Source organism: Nisaea sp., assembly GCF_034670185.1.
GTDB lineage: Bacteria > Pseudomonadota > Alphaproteobacteria > Thalassobaculales > Thalassobaculaceae > Nisaea.
Map to the genome: position 1 here is coordinate 40,422 of NZ_JAXMNY010000005.1, position 17,946 is coordinate 58,367.

The 17,946-nt window shown below is 60.0% G+C and carries 16 protein-coding genes; 9 read left to right on the top strand and 7 right to left on the bottom strand.

Going from position 1 to position 17,946, the window contains the following annotated elements; genetic code table 11:
- Nucleotides 1-50: 50 nt before the first annotated feature.
- From VOI22_RS19235 to VOI22_RS19270, 8 genes are all read left to right on the top strand, one after another.
- Nucleotides 51-1,586 carry a PfkB family carbohydrate kinase gene (locus VOI22_RS19235; RefSeq protein ID WP_323798061.1) on the top strand — a complete coding sequence of 512 codons (1,536 nt, stop codon included), beginning with the start codon at nucleotides 51-53 and terminating at the stop codon, nucleotides 1,584-1,586.
- A 62-nt stretch (nucleotides 1,587-1,648) separates the two neighbouring features.
- Nucleotides 1,649-2,779, top strand: a complete 1,131-nt coding sequence (locus VOI22_RS19240) for a DegT/DnrJ/EryC1/StrS family aminotransferase (RefSeq protein WP_323798062.1) — start codon at nucleotides 1,649-1,651, stop codon at nucleotides 2,777-2,779.
- A 15-nt stretch (nucleotides 2,780-2,794) separates the two neighbouring features.
- Entirely contained in the window at nucleotides 2,795-3,115 is a 321-nt protein-coding gene (locus VOI22_RS19245; protein WP_323798063.1) for a hypothetical protein, read from the top strand.
- Between the two features lie 7 nt (nucleotides 3,116-3,122).
- Entirely contained in the window at nucleotides 3,123-3,863 is a 741-nt protein-coding gene (locus VOI22_RS19250; RefSeq protein WP_323798064.1) for a hypothetical protein, read from the top strand.
- Nucleotides 3,864-3,895: 32 nt separating this feature from the next.
- The gene (locus VOI22_RS19255; protein WP_323798065.1) at nucleotides 3,896-5,017 is read left to right on the top strand and encodes a radical SAM/SPASM domain-containing protein; all 1,122 of its coding nucleotides are present in this window, start codon (nucleotides 3,896-3,898) and stop codon (nucleotides 5,015-5,017) included.
- A gap of 16 nt (nucleotides 5,018-5,033) precedes the next feature.
- Nucleotides 5,034-6,002: a thiamine pyrophosphate-dependent dehydrogenase E1 component subunit alpha gene (locus tag VOI22_RS19260; protein WP_323798066.1), complete on the top strand. Its 969-nt coding sequence runs from the start codon at nucleotides 5,034-5,036 to the stop codon at nucleotides 6,000-6,002.
- Nucleotides 5,989-7,095 (top strand): alpha-ketoacid dehydrogenase subunit beta, encoded by a 1,107-nt coding sequence (locus VOI22_RS19265; RefSeq protein ID WP_323798067.1) that lies wholly within the window; start codon nucleotides 5,989-5,991, stop codon nucleotides 7,093-7,095. The genes VOI22_RS19260 and VOI22_RS19265 overlap by 14 nt, the downstream gene beginning before the upstream one ends.
- A complete protein-coding gene (locus VOI22_RS19270) occupies nucleotides 7,095-8,243 on the top strand; it encodes a DegT/DnrJ/EryC1/StrS family aminotransferase (protein WP_323798068.1) in 1,149 nt (382 codons plus the stop codon). The genes VOI22_RS19265 and VOI22_RS19270 overlap by 1 nt, the downstream gene beginning before the upstream one ends.
- Here the strand turns inward: VOI22_RS19270 and VOI22_RS19275 are convergent.
- A complete protein-coding gene (locus VOI22_RS19275; RefSeq protein WP_323798069.1) occupies nucleotides 8,240-9,211 on the bottom strand; it encodes a lysylphosphatidylglycerol synthase transmembrane domain-containing protein in 972 nt (323 codons plus the stop codon). The genes VOI22_RS19270 and VOI22_RS19275 overlap by 4 nt on opposite strands.
- A 233-nt stretch (nucleotides 9,212-9,444) precedes the next feature.
- On the opposite strand from VOI22_RS19275, the gene VOI22_RS19280 reads away from it, so the two are divergent.
- Nucleotides 9,445-10,149, top strand: coding sequence for a GNAT family N-acetyltransferase (locus VOI22_RS19280; protein ID WP_323798070.1), 705 nt, complete (start codon nucleotides 9,445-9,447; stop codon nucleotides 10,147-10,149).
- Between the two features lie 40 nt (nucleotides 10,150-10,189).
- On the opposite strand, the gene VOI22_RS19285 is transcribed toward VOI22_RS19280, so the two are convergent.
- The 6 genes from VOI22_RS19285 to VOI22_RS19310 form a co-directional block, all read right to left on the bottom strand.
- Nucleotides 10,190-11,413, bottom strand: a complete 1,224-nt coding sequence (locus tag VOI22_RS19285; RefSeq protein ID WP_323798071.1) for a TIGR04372 family glycosyltransferase — start codon at nucleotides 11,411-11,413, stop codon at nucleotides 10,190-10,192.
- A gap of 74 nt (nucleotides 11,414-11,487) precedes the next feature.
- The gene (gene metH / locus VOI22_RS19290; RefSeq protein ID WP_323798072.1) at nucleotides 11,488-14,160 is read right to left on the bottom strand and encodes a methionine synthase; all 2,673 of its coding nucleotides are present in this window, start codon (nucleotides 14,158-14,160) and stop codon (nucleotides 11,488-11,490) included.
- The gene (locus VOI22_RS19295; RefSeq protein ID WP_323798073.1) at nucleotides 14,157-15,221 is read right to left on the bottom strand and encodes a homocysteine S-methyltransferase family protein; all 1,065 of its coding nucleotides are present in this window, start codon (nucleotides 15,219-15,221) and stop codon (nucleotides 14,157-14,159) included. The genes metH and VOI22_RS19295 overlap by 4 nt, the downstream gene beginning before the upstream one ends.
- A complete protein-coding gene (locus tag VOI22_RS19300) occupies nucleotides 15,218-16,087 on the bottom strand; it encodes a homocysteine S-methyltransferase family protein (protein WP_323798074.1) in 870 nt (289 codons plus the stop codon). The genes VOI22_RS19295 and VOI22_RS19300 overlap by 4 nt, the downstream gene beginning before the upstream one ends.
- The gene (gene metF / locus VOI22_RS19305) at nucleotides 16,084-16,950 is read right to left on the bottom strand and encodes a methylenetetrahydrofolate reductase [NAD(P)H] (RefSeq protein ID WP_323798075.1); all 867 of its coding nucleotides are present in this window, start codon (nucleotides 16,948-16,950) and stop codon (nucleotides 16,084-16,086) included. The genes VOI22_RS19300 and metF overlap by 4 nt, the downstream gene beginning before the upstream one ends.
- Entirely contained in the window at nucleotides 16,950-17,912 is a 963-nt protein-coding gene (locus VOI22_RS19310; protein WP_323798076.1) for a metalloregulator ArsR/SmtB family transcription factor, read from the bottom strand. The genes metF and VOI22_RS19310 overlap by 1 nt, the downstream gene beginning before the upstream one ends.
- Nucleotides 17,913-17,946 lie beyond the last annotated feature (34 nt).

The window sequence follows — 17,946 nt, forward strand, 5'->3', positions numbered from 1 at the left end:
GATGAAACTATGATACGCTTTGCACGTCTTTAAACAATTGAATCAATCAGATGCAGGCATCAGCGAGAGATAAGATCAAACCTATCTCCGAACTCTCTGAGATAGCGGAGAAAATCAGGTCGTCTGGGCGGAAAATCGCTCATGCCCACGGCACCTTCGATTTGCTGCATATGGGGCATGTCCGACACCTTGAGCAGGCCCGCCGTGAGGGCGACGTACTGATTGTAACCGTGACCGCCGACGAGCATGTCCATAAGGGGCCGGGCCGTCCGGTCTTCACCGATCAACTCCGGGCGGAGATGCTGGCCGCGCTCGAATATGTCAGTTGGGTCGGGGTCAATCACGACGTGTCGGCAGAGCAAGTGATCCATGCGATCAAGCCGGATGCCTACATCAAGGGCTCGGATTATGTCGATGCGGAGCAGGACGTCACCGGCAAGATTGTCGATGAACGCAACGCCGTCGAAAGCCATGGCGGACGGCTTGTCTTCACCAGCGACATCACCTTCAGCTCGAGCGAACTGATCAACCGGCATATCGATGTCTTCGAGCCGGAAGTCCGCGATTACCTGGACCAAGTCCGGCAGACGGTCGGGTTGCAGCAGCTGCTCGACCTGATCGAGAGCATCAAGGACATGCGCGTCCTGATCATCGGCGACACGATCCTGGACGAGTACCAGTATGTCTCGCCGTCGGGGCAACCCTCCAAAGAAAACATCATGTCCACGCGCTATCAGGACATCGAGCTGTTCGCGGGCGGCGTGATCGCGGCCGCCAATCACGTTGCAAGTTTCTGCAAGCAGGTCGATATCATCACCTGTCTCGGCGAAGACGACCCGCGCGAGAACTTTATCAAGAAGCAGTGCCATGAGAATGTGAACGTCATCCCCGTCTATCGGCCGAATGCGCCGACGACGCGGAAGGTGCGTTTCGTCGACAACAGCTATCTGCGCAAGCTGTTCGAGGTCCAGTTCATCGAAGACTCGCCCTTGCCGCCGGACACACTGGAGATCCTGCATGGCAAGATCGCCGAGCTCGCGCCGCATTATGATGTGGTCATGGCTGCCGATTTCGGGCACGGACTGATCACCGGAAGCACCATAAATCTGATCTGCGAGACAGCGCCGTTCCTGGCGATCAACGCCCAGACCAACAGCGCCAACAGAGGCTACAATCTGGTCACCAAATATCCGCGTGCCGACTATCTCTGCATTGATGCGCCTGAGGCCCGGCTGGCTGTCGGCGATCGCTTCACCGATCTTGCCAACATCGCGCAGCATGTGCTGCCGAAACGGATCGATTGTGGCCGGATGATCCTGACACATGGCCGCCATGGCTGTGTCGCCTACGATGCCGGCAGGCCCGTGACACAGATCCCGGCCTTTACCCGCCGCATCGTCGATACCATGGGCGCCGGCGACGCGTTTTTCTCGATAACGTCTCCCCTGGCGAAAGTTGGAACGGATATTGCTGATATCGGCCTGATAGGAAACATCGCCGGTGCCATCAAGGTCGGCATCGTCGGACACCGGGATTCGGTGAGTAAAGTCAGTGTGGTCAAGGCGTTGACCGCACTTTTGAAATAGCAATCCCGCAGCGGCAGAGGGACATGGCCGCAGGCGGATAAAATGTGTCGAGCAGGAAAAAAATGCCGGATACGAGTGTGACACTTTCGCCGATCCCCTATGTCGATATCGGCGCCCAGTTTGCGCAGGAACGCGACGAGCTCATGCCTGTGATCGAGGAGATCCTCCGCAGCGGCATGTATGTCGGCGGCCCGTGGAATGACAAACTCGAGGAGGCATTGGCGGAACGCTGCGGCACGAAGCACGCAATCGCGTTGAACTCCGGAACCGACGCCCTGATCCTGTCTCTCGCCGCGCTCGGAATCGGCCGTGGTGACGAAGTGATCACACCACCCAACTCCTTCGTCGCGTCGACTGCGGTCATCGCCCATGTCGGGGCGACACCCATCTTCGCCGACGTGCTGCCCGACCAGAATATCGACCCTGCTGAGATCGAGAAGAAGATCACGCCGAAGACCAAGGCCATCATGCCGGTGCATCTGACGGGACGCGTTTCAGACATGGGACCCATCCGCGAGATTGCCGACCGGCACGGTCTGGCAATCATCGAAGATGCGGCCCAGTCCATTGGTTCGCTCTATGACGGCAGGCCGAGTGGATCTCTCGGCGATGCCGGCTGCTTTTCGGCGCATCCGCTGAAGAACCTGAATGCCTGTGGCGATGCCGGCTTCCTGACTACAGACCGGGACGATATCGCTGAATTCGCGCGGCTCTACCGCAATCACGGCTTGGTCGACCGCAACACGGTGGCCCGTTTCGGCTCTGTCTCCCGGATGGACCAGATCCAGGCAGCCATTCTCCATTTCAGGCTCGGCAAGATGGATGACCTGATCGAACGGCGCCGGAAAAACGCGGCACTCTATCGGGAATTGCTCGATCCCTCTCTTGCCTTCTCCCCGCCCTGCCGGGACGTGGAATTCAACAGTTTCCACACTTTCGTCATCCAGGTTAATCGTCGGGACGACTTGCAGGCGCATCTCTCCAGCCTCGGTATCGGCACGGCAATCCATTATCCGGTGCCGATCCATCTGCAGCCGGCCGCGGCCTATCTGGGCCACGCGGCAGGGGATTTCCCGGTGACCGAATTGCAGTCCCAGCGGATCATCACACTGCCGATCCACCAGAACCTGACCGAGGCCGAGATCCACCGGGTCGCTAATGCGGTTAACAGCTTCCTTGCCACGGCCGCGTGATCCGGAGAAATGCAGATGAGCGAACAGGCCATCAATTATGAAGAGCTGGTCGAATCCTACGAAAACCGGCTGCTGAACCAGCTGCGCAGCCACGGCGTTGATCTGGAATTCCTGGAAATGTGGGTGCCGGACGAGGATTCCGTCTCGAGCATCCTGAATATGGCGGAAGCTGCAGGCGCCTTCGGGGTCGAGGCATTCGTCATCCAGGTCAACCGGAAGACCCTTCCATCCGCCCGGACCGCCGATCTAAAAGATGCCCTTGCTCCCATTGCGGATGTCGCCATCGAAGATCATGAGGACCATTGCCTTGTCCACATCAGCAACATTAAAGCGTGAGACAGACGTGATTCCGGATCCCGCTATTCCCGAGGCCTTCGCCGGCCCGATTTCAGACCGGCTGCAGCACCTTGTGCATGAAGGCCCGGTGCCGGAAACCGATGCCACGGTCATTTCCGCTGAAGCCAAAGGAATGCGCCTTAGCCTCGTTCTGGATGGCGACACCGAGACCGTCGCGAATGCCCGTTTCTCGGCTCCGGCCGGCGCGCCGGAGGCGGCGATCCTCGATCTGCTTTGCGCGCACGCCATCGGCGCTCCGATACGAGAAGTGATTGAACACGGCCTGATTTTCGCGCTTCAGGCGCTGCGCGCTCCCAAAGCGCCGTCGCCGGTTGCCGGCATCCTGACGCCGCGCAACGCGGGCGCCTGCTTCAAAACGCCGTTGCGGCTGGTCGCCGCCATCCGGCGCGAAACAGAGGCACGCTTCGGCCGCCACAAGGACACAAATTTTTTCGACCGCCCCTACAGTGACGCCTGGAGCAAACTGGACAAGATCGGCAAGCGCGATATTGTCCAGCCGCATATCGACGGCTTCAAGGCAGCCAACGGTATTTCGGACGGCGCCTTTGAACTGGTCGAAATCGACCAATATGATCGTCTGTTCCTCGCTTTCACCGACGAGATTGCAGCCTGGGACAAGCCCGTGCTGCTGATGAGACTTGAACGCTGGCTTCGCGAGCAGACCGGCGAACGCATCGAACTCTTCACCGAGGTGGTGAAGGACGCGAACCGTATCCGGCGCCTCTAGAAACCGGGACCAATAGTCCAAGGAACGAAGCCATGACCGGAATGACAGATCACGTTGAACTGATCCTGGACGGCACCAAGATCGCCTGGCATCAGGATCGTATCGACGCCTGGGAGCGCGGTGAGCGGATCGCGCCGATCACCATCGACATGTCGCTGACCCGCGCCTGCAATTTCGCCTGCCATTTCTGCTACGCGATGCTGCAGGAGAACGAACGCAAGGTGATCGACAAGAAGGCGATCTTCGAGTTTCTCGAAGACTGCGCAGAGATCGGCGTCAAGGGCATCAGCCTGGTTTCGGACGGCGAGAGCACGATTTCGCCCGTCTTCGTAGATGCCTGCAAATACGGGCATGAACTCGGCCTCTCGATGGCCGTCGGCACCAACGGCTTCGTGCTCAACCGGCGCAAGCTGGAAGAGGTCTTGCCGTCGCTGACCTACCTCCGGGTGAACATTTCGGCTGGTGAGCGTAAGCGCTATGCCGAGATCATGGGCGTTAAGGAGCACTGGTTCGACCGGGTTGCGGAAAACATCAAGGCCATGGGCGAGATCAAGCGGGAGCAGAATCTCGATGTGACCATCGGCATGCAGATGGTGCTGATGCCTGAATATCACGACCAGATCATGCCTCTCGCCCAACTCGGCAAAGAGCTGCGGCCGGACTATCTGGTGATCAAACATTGCAGCGACGACGAGGATGGCTCCCTCGGCGTCGATTACAGCGGCTATGCCGACCTCTATGAGACCCTGCATGCAGCCGAGGCGCTTTCCGACGACACCTACCAGGTGACGGTAAAGTGGTCGAAAATCGATACCGAAGGCACGCGTAGCTATCAGCGCTGTTACGGCGCGCCGTTCATGTTGCAAATGTCCGGCTCCGGCCTGGTCGCCCCGTGCGGCATGCTGTTCAACGAGCGCTACAAGAAGTTCCACATCGGCAATATCACCGAGGAACGGTTCCGAGACATCTTTTACAGCGACCGGTACTGGGAAGTGATGAACTACCTCGCCAGCCCGGATTTCAACGCCCAGAAGATGTGCGGCAGCCTGTGCCTTCAGCACAAGGTGAACGAGTTCCTCGACGGCTACCAGAAAGGCGATTTCGAGCTGCCGGAAATGAAGGGCGAGGCGCCGATGCATATCAACTTCATCTGACGCCGGAGCTGGAAAAATGGCCGACGCCGGGAACGATTACAGGCTGCGTTGCCTGAAACAGATGCTGCGCATCCGTCTGGTCGAGGAGACCATCGCGGAACGCTATGCCGAACAGGAAATGCGCTGCCCGGTGCATCTTTCCATCGGTCAGGAAGCCTCCGCCGTCGGCGTGTGCGATGCCCTGCTATCCGATGATCGGCTCTTCAGCAGCCACCGCTCCCACGCGCACTATCTTGCCAAGGGCGGGAACCTGAAGGCGATGATGGCCGAGATCTACGGCAAACGGGACGGCTGCATTGGTGGCCGTGGCGGGTCCATGCATCTGATGGACCCGGATGTTGGCATGATGGCCAGCATTCCCATCGTCGCAAGCTCGATCCCCTTGGCCACCGGCACGGCCCTGTCGGACAAATTCGATAAGAACGGCAAGGTCACGATCTCTTTCCTTGGCGATGCCTGCCTTGAGGAAGGCGTGTTCCATGAGTCCGCCAATTTCGCCAAGCTGCGCGGCCTGCCAATCGTCTATGTCTGCGAAAACAATCTCTATTCGGTCTATACCAAGCTGGCAGACCGACAGCCGGACCGACCGCTGACCGACATTCCGGCCGCGCACGGAATCGCGCACCGGCATGTCGACGGCAACGACCTTGAGGCTGTTCGCGAAGCCGCACTCTGGGCCGTCGAGACCGCACGCTCCGGAAACCCGACATTCCTGCAACTCGACACCTACCGGTGGCGGGAACATTGCGGGCCGAACTACGACAATCATATCGGCTACCGGACCGAAGAAGAATTTCAGACCTGGCGCCTCCAGGACCCACTGGAACGCTATCGCAAGGCGCTTGAAGAGAGCGGGACGCTCGGTCCGGCCAGCTTTGCGGATCTTGAGAAAAACACTCAGGCAGAGGTGAACGACGCGTTTGCTTTTGCCATCACCTCCCCGCTGCCGGAACCGACCGAGGCCCTCGCCCATGTCTATGCCTGAAGCAACCAGTGCACCGGACGCACCGGTGATCAATATGGGCACCGCCATCCGCGACGGCCTGCTTGAAGCGGCTCGGCGCGATCCGTCGGTCATCTTCTTCGGTGAAGGGGTCGAGGACCCTGCCGCCCTGTTCGGCACACTGAAGGATATCGGCAAGCATATCGGCCATGACCGGATGATCGAGATGCCCATCGCCGAGAACGGGCTGATCGGCATCGCCATCGGCGCTGCCATGGCCGGCAAGCGACCGGTGGTCAGTCTGCAACGTGTCGAGTTCGCCCTGCTGGCGCTGGAGCAGATCCTGAACAATGCCGCCAAGGCCCACTATGTCAGCAATGGCCGCCACAACGTGCCGCTCGTCCTGCGCATGATTGTCGGGCGCGGCTGGGGTCAGGGACCGGAACATTCGCAAAGCATGGAAGCGATCTTCGCCCATGTGCCCGGCCTGAAAGTCATCATGCCAGCCTTTGCCGAAGACGCGAAAGGCATGATCGCCGCCGCCGTCGAGGACGACAACCCGGTGGTCGTGATCGAGCACCGCTGGTCGCACTACACCACAAGCCCGGTTGCGGAAGGCTATCTCCACCGTCCACTCGATGGCCCCCGCACCGTGCGCAAGGGTGACGGGCTGACCATCGTTGCGACCTCATACATGACGCTGGAAGCCGTCCGCGCGGCCGACAAGCTGGCGGAAGCCGGATACCCGGTCGAGGTGCTCGACCTGCGCGTGATCCGGCCGCTCAATCTCGATCCGATTGTCGAGAGTGTGGCCCGTACCAGGCGACTTATGACAGTCGATACCGGGTTCCGGATGTTCGGTATCGGCGCCGAAATCGCCTCCGAGGTGACAAGCCGCTGTTTCGACCTTCTCGACGCGGCACCGGTCCGCCTCGGTCTGCCGGATCATCCGACACCAAGCTCGCGCGGGCTGGTCAAGGGCTTCTACCCGGATGCCGCCCGCATCGCACGCACCGCGGCCGAGATGATGGGGCTGGACGACACCAGGATCTCTGCCATGGAGGAAGAGATCCTGGCCGACCGTAAGGATCTCCCGCTCGACGTGCCTGATCCTTTCTTCAAGGGGCCATTCTGATGGCCTCTGAGGCGGACGGAACCGCCAACCAGCCCAAGCAGGTCCGTTACTCGCCCCTGGAGCAGCAATTCGCCGACGTCGATAAGATCTTCGACGAGCTGCGCGCGCTGGTCCGCTCGACAGACTTTACACTCGGTAAGGTCGTCGGCGAGTTCGAGGAGATGTTCGCGGTGGCCGCTGGGTCGAAATACGCCATCGGTGTCGGCTCCGGCACGGATGCTCTCAAGATACCGCTCAAGGCGCTCGGCGTTGGGCCCGGCGACGAAGTCATTACTGCCGCCAATACCTTCTACGCCACCGCTGGCGCTATCGCGGAGACCGGAGCGCGGATCGTCTTTGTCGATTGCGACGACACATTCGGGATCGACCCCGACCAGATCGAGGCTGCGATTACGCCAGGCACCAAAGCGATCATGCCCGTTCACCTGGCCGGCGACATGGCGAACATGACCCGGATCACGGAGATCGCCGAAAAATACGGCCTGCCCGTCGTTGAGGATGCCTGTCAGAGCCTGCTGGCAACGGAGGCCGGACGCCCCGCCGGTACCTGGGGCATCGCTGGCGGGTTCTCCATGCACCCTCTCAAGATCATCAATGTCTGGGGTGATGCCGGTGTGATCATCACCGACGACCCCGAGATGGACCGGATGTGCCGTCTCTTGCGCAATCACGGCCTGCGCAATCGCGATGAGATGGAAATCCTCGGCTACAACACTCGCCTCGATTCCGTGCAGGCGGTGGTCGGCAAATGGATCGTCGCCAAGGTTGAGGAGATCGTCTCCGGCAGGATCAAGGCAGCCGAGCACTACGATGCGGCCTTCGCGGATGTTCCTGAGATCACGCTTCCCGTCCGGCGCGCCGCAAAAGGCCCGGAAGAACGCTCCGTCTATCTGAACTATGTGGTTTACGCCGAACGGCGGGATGAATTACTCGCCCACTGTCACGCGCACCGGGTGGACGCCAAAGTGCATTACCCGATCCCGCTCTACAAACAGGATGCCCTGCGCCATCTCGGCTATCCGGACGGAGCCTTTCCGGTAACCGACCGACATGCGGAAACGATCATCAGCTTCCCGGCGGACCAGCATCTTTCAACGGCTGAACTGGATTATCTTATCGGTGTGGTTAGGGACTTTTACGGGCGTTAGCTGGCCGGGCCGCCCGCAGCCTCGGTCAAATTCTCGGTGCGCTCCGCAACCGGACGGCTCAGTACCCAGAGCAACCCGCCAAGACTTGCTGCGACAACCACCGACAGTCCCCATAGGATAGACGCTGCGAGCGCATGTTCCAGCGGCATGCCGGTCATCGCGAAGATCCCGACCATGAGCCCTTCCCGCACACCCCAGCCACCTATGGAGATCGGCAGCAAAGTGCCAAGGATCACCAGAGGCAAAGCACCAAGCACCATCAGGAAATCAACCTCGACCGAAATCGACTGGAACACGACCCAAAGCCCGAATGCGCTGATGACATGCAGCAGGTAGCTTAGACCGATAACGATGGCGGATTGATATCCCGCCCGCCAGAGCACGCGGGAATCCCGGAGCATGGCGGCCAAAGCCCCACCGAACCGGTGATCTTCGATCATGTCCGCGATCCAGTCCGCGCTGGATAGCCCCATCGCCAACAAGACAAGCGCGCCACCGACGACAAGGATCGCTACGGAACTGAGATTGGGGTCTGGTGCGACCTTCGCGACTGTCACGCTGGTCACAATCAGAAGCGTCAGAATGGACACAAGGCCCGCCGTGCGGTCCAAAAGCACTGTACTTGCCGCGCGAGACAGCGGGAGGCCATGCCGACTGACAAGCCAGATACGGACCGTGTCTGCACTAAGAGATCCCGGGAGCGCCTGATTGAAGAACATTCCCGCCAGCAGAATGCGAAATGCCTGCCAGGGCGACAGAGGTACACCAGTCCCCCGGATCAGCAGAAACCAGCGACAGGCGCCAACAAAGAACTGCGCGATAACAATCCCGACGACGCAGGCCAGCAGCGGAAGAGACGGCGATAGCGCTGCGGAAAGCAGGCGCGAAAGATCCACCTGATAGATCAAAGATCCAATCAGGACGCAACTAACAGCAACTTTCAGGAAAAGTTTCGCTTTTGTCGTCAATATGAGGCGCCTACTCCACAGTTTACAAACGGGCCTTCTGGAAACAGCTGAATGCGCCCACGAGACGCACGCCCTATTGGGTCACATTCACGAGAATTATAAAGGTAATGCCAGCAATACTGATCACAATTATATTTTCACCAATCGGCTGAACAATCGCTACCGGTACGCGGGTGTGCCGTGCGATCTTTTTGCGTCAATGATTTCCGGCCTTTGCTCCAGGAATACTCACTATGGCAAGTCAGGTGAAACAGCCCTTCGACAGCTCCCTTCTCGGCGGCCCTGTCTATCGCCTGGAAATCACAAGCGAGTCCGAGCTCCAGGATATATGTGATCTGGTGCCGGACGATGCGATTCTGGTATCCGTTCGACTGCCGGAAGCTTGGGCCCATCCATCAAAGGAGAGCGGTTTCCGGGAGATCGAGACGCTCGTCCAGCTCGAGCGATATTTCATCGAAGAAGATCACCAGCCCTCTTCCACCAACATCAGGCTTTCAAACCCGGGTGACGGAGAGTTTTGCGCAACTATCGCCGAAGCCGTGTTCCGCTCGGACAGGTATCACGCCGACCCAATGGTCTCGGAGAAGATCGCAAGCCGAGTTAAGGCCGCATGGGCCCGGAATGAAGTCAACGGGCGAACGGACAAGACCTTCGTCTGGGAAGAAGATGGAGAGATTGCAGGCTTCAACGGGTGCCTTCTTCAGAATCGCATCATGACCGTTGACCTGATCGCTGTTTCGCAAGCCCATCAGGGACGGGGTATCGGCGCCGCACTTATAAAAGCAGCCTTTTCCCATTATGCCGGACTGGCTGATTGCGCCCTGATTGCGACCCAGGACAGCAATACCGGCGCGCTCGCGCTATATCGTAAGCTGGGTTTTGTCGAGACTGCCCGTTTCCGGACGTTCCACTATGTGCCGGACCCGATTGGGTTTTAATAAGAGCCCTTACTTAAAACGGCTCAGGTTATTTTCACCGTCACGTCAGAAAGCCTGGATTTGTTTCCAGATATGCCGAGCACAAACGCTGAGGCCATCGCGATGGCGTGGACCCATTCGTTGCCGTACCGCGGACGGTTTCATCGAACTCGGCTGTGATTTGCAGGAACCTATTTTGCACTTCCGGATCCGGCGCCGTCTGTTCTTCAACAAACCGGGCCATTTCCTTGACCCCAGCGAGGACTTCCTCCTCGCTATTGCTTTCAACCCGTAGCCCCGCAGCCTCGAGTGCCCCCGCAGTGGGAATTCCCATCAGGTTGGCATGCCCCATATCGCGATATGAGAGCCGGCTGCCATCTTCCCGCACATAGTGCGTGAAGATCGACAGCTCATGAGGCAAGAATCCCCAAGACGAAACTGGATAGGCATTGGTCACCAGAAATGGCTTGCCTAAAGACTGGAATATTGAAAAGGGCCCCGATTGAGTGCAAATTCCAAACGCGGCTCCGCCAATCAACCCGAAATCAAGCGCCCGGTCATGTGCTTCGTGCCGCATGGCTTCTATGTAATTCGGGTCCGTGAGATCGAGTGCAGGGCTTGCGACATCTCCGATCCGGACCACCGCATACCCGTTTTCGAGCAGAAACTTCACTCCTTCCCGGTAGGCCTCGATAGGCGTGAACCTGAACGAGTGGTAGGCCATATCCGGAGCAAAACCGGCATCACGAACATGCAGCACGACATAGGGCCGTGACGGGTCTTCAATTGAACTGCCGAGAAACGCGCGTGCTGCATCCCGCACATTGTCCGGCACGGAGAAGAACCGGTGCGGCAGCCCATTCGCCAGCTGTTTGGTGAAATCCTTATAGAGAGTCTGTGGCGATCTTAGATAAAGGTCGTAGTTTCCCAGCCCGAAACCACCGGCATCAATGAATCCCATCGTCGTCAGAATGACGTCATCAGTCTCGATAACCGTGAATTCCGATTTCAGATATTCAAAGACCGCAGTGTTGGCCGCCTGCGCACCCGGACCGGTGACAATCACGATCTCGTCGTAGCGATCCCGAAACATTGTGTTCAGGCACCACGGCTCTGCGATCAGATGTCCCATGCGGCTCGGCTGTGCGAGCACATAGACGAGGTATCGCTTGTCGCTATCCAAGCGTTCGTTCAGCAGGGCGACAAGCCGGCCAATATGTACTTTCAAGCGCTCAGGGTCGGCCAGTTCCTCACGGAATACTCTGTCCCTGGGTGTTGCCTCCACGACCAGCCTCCGGTTCTCGCACTAACTTAGTTCCAGAACCTAACCCGTCTGAGGAGAGACGGGAATCCCTGTTGCTATGCCGCCGCCGCCTTTGGATCATAGTCGAGGTTCGATGCCAGCCAGCGCTCGACCTCTTCCACCGTAGCGCCCTTGCGCGCGGCGTAGTCCGCCACCTGATCACGGCCGATCCGGCCAAGGCCGAAATAGCGCGATTCCGGATGCGAGAAATAGAAGCCGGAGACGGAGGAAGCCGGCCACATGGCGTTGCTTTCGGTGAGAGACACACCTGTCGCCGCCTCGGCATCAAGCAGACGGAACAGTTCGGGCTTTTCCGTATGGTCCGGACAGGCGGGATAACCCGGTGCCGGACGAATACCGCGATACTCCTCGGAGATAAGCTGCTCGTTGCTGAGCGTCTCCCCCGGAGCATAGCCCCAGAATTCAGTCCGCACCCGCTCATGCATGCGCTCGGCAAAGGCTTCGGCCAGCCGGTCGCCGATCACTTTCATCAGGATCGCGTCATAGTCTTCATGCTCGGCTTCAAGAAGCTTCGCCCGCGCGTCGAATTCCTCACCAGCCGTCACCACGAAGCCGCCGATATAATCGGCCACCCCGGTATCCAGCGGCGCGATGAAATCAGACAGCGCCAGATTGGCCCGATCGGCCCGGCTGTGAATGCGCTGCTGACGCAACGTATGCAGAACGCTCCGTCGCTCGGTGCGGCTATCGTCAGTGAACAGTACGATATCGTCCTTGTCCGCAGCCGCCGGCCAGAAGCCGACAACCGCACGAGCCCGTACCCAGCCTTCGGAGATCATCCGGTCGAGCATGCGGCGCCCGTCATCATAGAGCGAGCGCGCGGTCTCGCCGACTTTCGGGTCGTCCAGGATATCCGGGAACCGGCCATGCAGCTCCCAGGCCTGGAAGAATGGCTTCCAGTCGATCCGTTCGGCCAGTTCGGCGAGATCGTAATTATCGAAGACCTTGGTCCCAAGAAAAGACGGCTTCGGCGGCTGGTAGGAGCTCCAGTCGATCTGGGTCGCGTTCTCCCGGGCCTCTTCCAGAGTCAGGCGTTTCGCCCCGCTGTTGCCTCTCGCATGGTGCGCCCGAATTTTCTCGTATTCGTTCGCTACCTCGCCAGCGAAATCCTGGCTGTTGCTCTCCGAGAACAAGTTTCCGGTCACCCCGACTGCACGGGACGCGTCGGTGACATAGACCACCGGACCGTCATAATTCGGGGAGATCTTGACGGCGGTGTGCACTTTGCTCGTGGTTGCGCCGCCAATCAGCAGCGGCAATGTCATGCCCTCCCGCTTCATCTCCGAGGCAACATAAGCCATCTCTTCCAGGCTCGGTGTGATCAGGCCGGACAGACCGATGGCGTCGACCTTTTCCGCCTTGGCGGTTTCCAGAATCTTGGCCGACGGCACCATGACGCCGAGATCGATGACCTCGTAATTGTTACACTGGAGGACGACACCGACGATGTTCTTGCCGATATCGTGGACGTCGCCTTTCACGGTCGCCATCAGGATCTTGCCGTTCGACCGAGCCTTTCCGTCCGCCGCCTGCTCCATGTAAGGCAGCAGGATCGCGACCGCCTTCTTCATCACCCGCGCGCTCTTGACTACCTGCGGCAGGAACATCTTGCCCGCGCCGAACAAGTCGCCGACGACATTCATGCCGGCCATCAACGGGCCTTCGATCACGTCCAGCGGGCGGCCGAGAGAAAGCCGCGCCTCCTCGACATCCTCGTCGATAAAGTCGGTGATACCGTGCACCAGGGCATAAGAGAGCCGGCCCGACACATCCTGTTCGCGCCAGGTCAGATCCGCTTCCTTGGCCTTGGCCTGGCCACGGAAATTCTCGGCTACTTCCAGCAGGCGCTCGGTGGCGTCGTCGCGGCGGTTGAGCACCACATCCTCAGCCCGCTCACGCAGGTCCTCGGGGATATCCTCATAAACCGGCAGCGCACCCGCATTGACGATTGCCATGTCCATGCCTGCCTTGATGGCATGGAACAGGAAGACCGCATGGATGGCTTCGCGGACAGAATTGTTCCCCCGGAAGGAGAAGGAGAGGTTCGAGAGACCACCGGAAACATGGGCGCCCGGGAGCTCTGTGCGGATCCGGCGCGTAGCCTCGATGAAGGCCCGGCCGTAATCGTTATGCTCCTCGATCCCGGTCGCCACGGCGAAGATATTGGGATCGAAGATGATGTCCTCGGGAGCGAACCCGACGGTCCCGACCAACAAATCGTAGGACCGCTTGCAAATTTCGAACTTGCGGTCGGCGGTATCCGCCTGCCCTTCCTCGTCGAAAGCCATGACGACGACGGCGGCGCCATAGCGTTTAACCAGCCGGGCCTGCTTCAGGAACGGCTCCTCACCTTCCTTCAGGCTGATGGAATTCACCACCGACTTGCCCTGAACACATTTCAGGCCGGCCTCGATGATCTCCCATTTCGAGCTGTCGATCATCACCGGCACCTTGGAGATATCCGGCTCCGACGCGATCATGTTCAGAAAGCGGACCATCGCCGCTTTCGAATCCAGCATCGCCTCATCCATGTTGATATCGATGATCTGGGCGCCGCTCTCGACCTGCTGACGGGCAACGTCCAACGCCGTCTCGTAATCGCCTTCCAGGATCAGCCGCTTGAAACGGGCGGAGCCGGTGACGTTTGTACGCTCGCCGATATTAACGAAGCGGGCGCCGGTTTCAGTCACCACTGTTTCATCGCTCATGCCGGCACCTCGAACGGCTCAAGGCCGGAAAGCCGCATGCGTCGCGGCGGTTTAGGAATGTCGCGCGGCGGCACGCCCTTGACGGCCTCTGCGATGGCCCGAATGTGATCCGGCGTGGTGCCGCAACAGCCGCCGACGATATTGACCAGCCCGTCACGGGCCCAAGCGCCAATCTCGCGCGCGGTTTCTTCCGGGGTCTCATCATAACCGCCAAAAGCGTTCGGCAGGCCCGCATTCGGGTAGGCGCTGACGCAGGTCTCGGCGACACGGGAGAGTTCGGCGAGGAAACCGCGAAGCTGATGCGCCCCGAGCGCACAATTGAGGCCGACACTGATCGGCTTGGCATGGCGTACCGAGTTCCAGAAGGCTTCGGGTGTCTGCCCCGAGAGCGTGCGGCCGGAAAGGTCCGTGATCGTGCCGGAGATCATCAATGGCAACCGGATACCGGTCTCTTCCGCCAGCTCGTCGATCCCGAACAAAGCCGCCTTTGCGTTAAGCGTATCGAAAATGGTTTCCACCAGCAGCAGATCGGCGCCACCCTCGATCAGACCGCGCGCGGCTTCCTTATAGGCTCCGGCCAGCTCGTCGAAATTGGTATTGCGAAAAGCCGGATCGTTGACGTCCGGAGAAATCGACGCCGTCCGGTTGGTCGGGCCGAGCGCACCGGCGACAAAACAGATCCGGCCGGGCTCGTCGGCCTCAGCCGCATCCGCAGCCTTCCGGGCAATCCGCGCGCCTTCGAAATTCAGCTCATAGACCAGATGCTCGGCGGCATAATCCGCCTGGGCGATTGTGGTCGCGCTGAACGTGTTGGTCTCGACGATATCCGAGCCCGCATCGAAATAGGCGCGGTGAATTTCCTCGACGATTTCCGGCCGGGTCAGGTTCAGGATATCGTTGTTACCGCGCAGGTCGGAGCCATGGTCTGCAAGACGCTCTCCACGATAGCCGGCCTCGTCCAGGTTATAGCCCTGCACCATGGTCCCCATGGCGCCATCCATCACGAAGATGCGCTCGCCGAGCAGGGTCTCGAAGGCTTTGATCCGGTCTTCCCGATTCATGTGCTTTTCCTTCTCCGGACCAACGTCGTGGCCCCGAGGCTTGTTTTGATAACGCGGCGGAGATCGCGCGGCGAGGAAGACGGCAGGAAGGCAAGCCGACCGCCCAGCATCGGGTCCTCACACAGCGTCCGGACCGTATTGGCATCCGCCGCCGGGCTCAGGGCCACAGCCCCTTTCCAGTACGGCAATACATGCTCCAGCAGCGCCGGGGCAGTTTCGGGTATATCGCCCGGGTTCACGCCGATCGCTGCGACCTGCATGGTCGCGGCAAGCGCGGCGGCCTGGGCAAGGTCTTCATGGATCTGGTCACGATCGAACTTGCCCGGATGCAATGCAGGACGAAGCAACAGCATCAGGGGAACCTTCTGCTCTGCCTCGGTCATGCCCCAGCGGGCGCCATTCATCGCCGCAGCCACATGCGACGGGCGAGCCGCAACGTCGATCAGCACCGCATCGACACCGCCCGCAACCTGCGCGGAGACAAGGCAGCGCGCGGTGGATTCGATTTCGTCCGCCGTCATGAAGCCCGTGACCGGAACCCTCGACGGCAAGCGGACATCGCCGATCACCAGCACCTGATGAGCCGCTTCGTCCGCCACCGTCCGGGCCAGCTCGGCGCCGAGATAGCTGACAGCAAAGGCTTCGTCGAACATGCGGAAGCTGCGCAGCAACTGCGGAGCAGCCCCGCCGGAATTGGTGAAAAGCACCTCGGCACCGGCCTTCACGAAACGCCTATGCACTTTCATGACCAGCTTCGGACGCTCGATATTCAGCGCCTCGACGCAGCCGCTCTTGCCGACCCAGCGCGCAAGTTGCGACGCCGGGGCGGGGGCGGCATGCGGAATGCGCTCTCCCACTCCCGTCATGCGGCCTCCGACAGGTTCGGACGCATGCCGAGCAGATGGCAGGTGGCGAAGGTCAGCGACGGCACATTCAGGGTGTAGAAATGGAAATCCGTCACGCCTTCCTGAATCAGACGATGGCACAGATCGGCGGCAGTGCTGGCGGCAACCAGCTCACGCGTCTCCGGGTCCTCGTCCAGCCCCTCGAACCGCTCGAACAGCCAATCCGGAACCGAAGCCCCGCATCGCTTGCTGAAATTCACCATCCTGCCGAAATGACCGATCGGCATGATGCCCGGCACCAGCGGAGCATCGATACCCGCTTTGGCAACCTTGTCCCGGAAACGCAGGAACAGATCGACATCGAAGAAATACTGGGTGATCGCGCGATCAGCGCCATTGTCGATCTTCGCCTTCAGATTAGCGATATCCGCAGCCTCTGACGGCGAATCCGGATGCGCCTCCGGATAGGCTGCGACGGAAATATCGAAATCACCGATCTTGCGCAGGCCGGAGACCAGATCCGCCGCATTCTCATACCCCTTCGAGTGCGGCTGATAGCGGCCCGTGGCCTGGGGCGGATCGCCACGCAGGGCGACCAGCCTGGTGATACCCGCCTCAAGCCAGCCCTTGGCAATGCCGTCAATCTCGGCCTTGTCGGCGCCGACGCAGGTCAGATGCGCCGCAGGCTCCATACGCCCGTCATCTTTCAGTTTCTGCACCACTTTCAAGGTGCGCTCCCGCGTCGTTCCGCCGGCACCATAGGTGACCGAGGCGAAAGCCGGGCCGAGAGGGGCAAGCTTCTCCACAGTGTTCCAAAGGCGCGCTTCAGCAGCCTCGCTGGAGGGCGGAAAAAATTCAAAGCTGACAGAAAGTTTCTCGGTCATCAGAGCGCCTCCGCCACAAGATCATTGGCAATTTCAATCCGGCTCTTGCCGGTCCAGATACACACCGTGAGGTCTCCACCGTCGATCCGCTCGACTTCCTGAATTTCAAGACCGGCCTTTGTGAACAGCCGCTCCACATCGGTATCGGAGAACCCGAGCCATCGATGGGCATGACGTTCCCGCAAATCCGCGAGGTCATGAGAGGCGAAATCGACCAGCACCAACCGGCCGCCGGGGCGCAACACCCGCGCCGCCTCGCGCACCATGTCCGCCGGGCTGTCGGCGTAATGCATCAGCATATTGGCCGTGACCGCATCGAACCGGTGCGCCGGGAACGGCAGGCGATACATGTCCGCATGCCGGACCTGACAGTTTCGCAGCACTTCCTGATCGAGATAGCTCCGGGCAATCGCCAGCATCTCGCGGGAATTATCGACACCGACAGCGGCCCGGACATCCTCACCGACAAGGCGCAGTACGCGGCCCGTACCGGTCCCGATATCCAGCAGATCGCGCACCGGCGCGCTGAGAATGCGGCGCTTGAGACGGGCATCGACACTTTCGTCATCGATATGCTGGCCTCGCATATCTTCCCAGTTCTGGGCATTCCGGCGGAAATACTCCTCCGCCACCTGGGCGCGCTGCAGCTTGATTTCGTCCAGCCGCTCCAGATCGACGGATATGACATCATCATCATCTGGCGTCAGGTCCACCAGCATACGGGCGAGGTCGGACACGTCGCTGTCCTCGCTCATCCGATAGAATGCCCGGCTACCCTCCTGATGGCGTTCCAGCAGATTGGCCTCGACCATCAGCTTAAGATGACGGGAAACCCGGGGCTGACTTTGCCCCAGTACCTGTACCAGTTCCGTCACAGACAGCTCGGCATGCGCGCACAGCATCAGGATGCGCAATCGCGTCGGCTCGGAGACAGCCCGGAGGCCTTGCAGCAAAGTTTCCATCAGGTCAGTTAACCAGTTCGGTTAAACACAATCA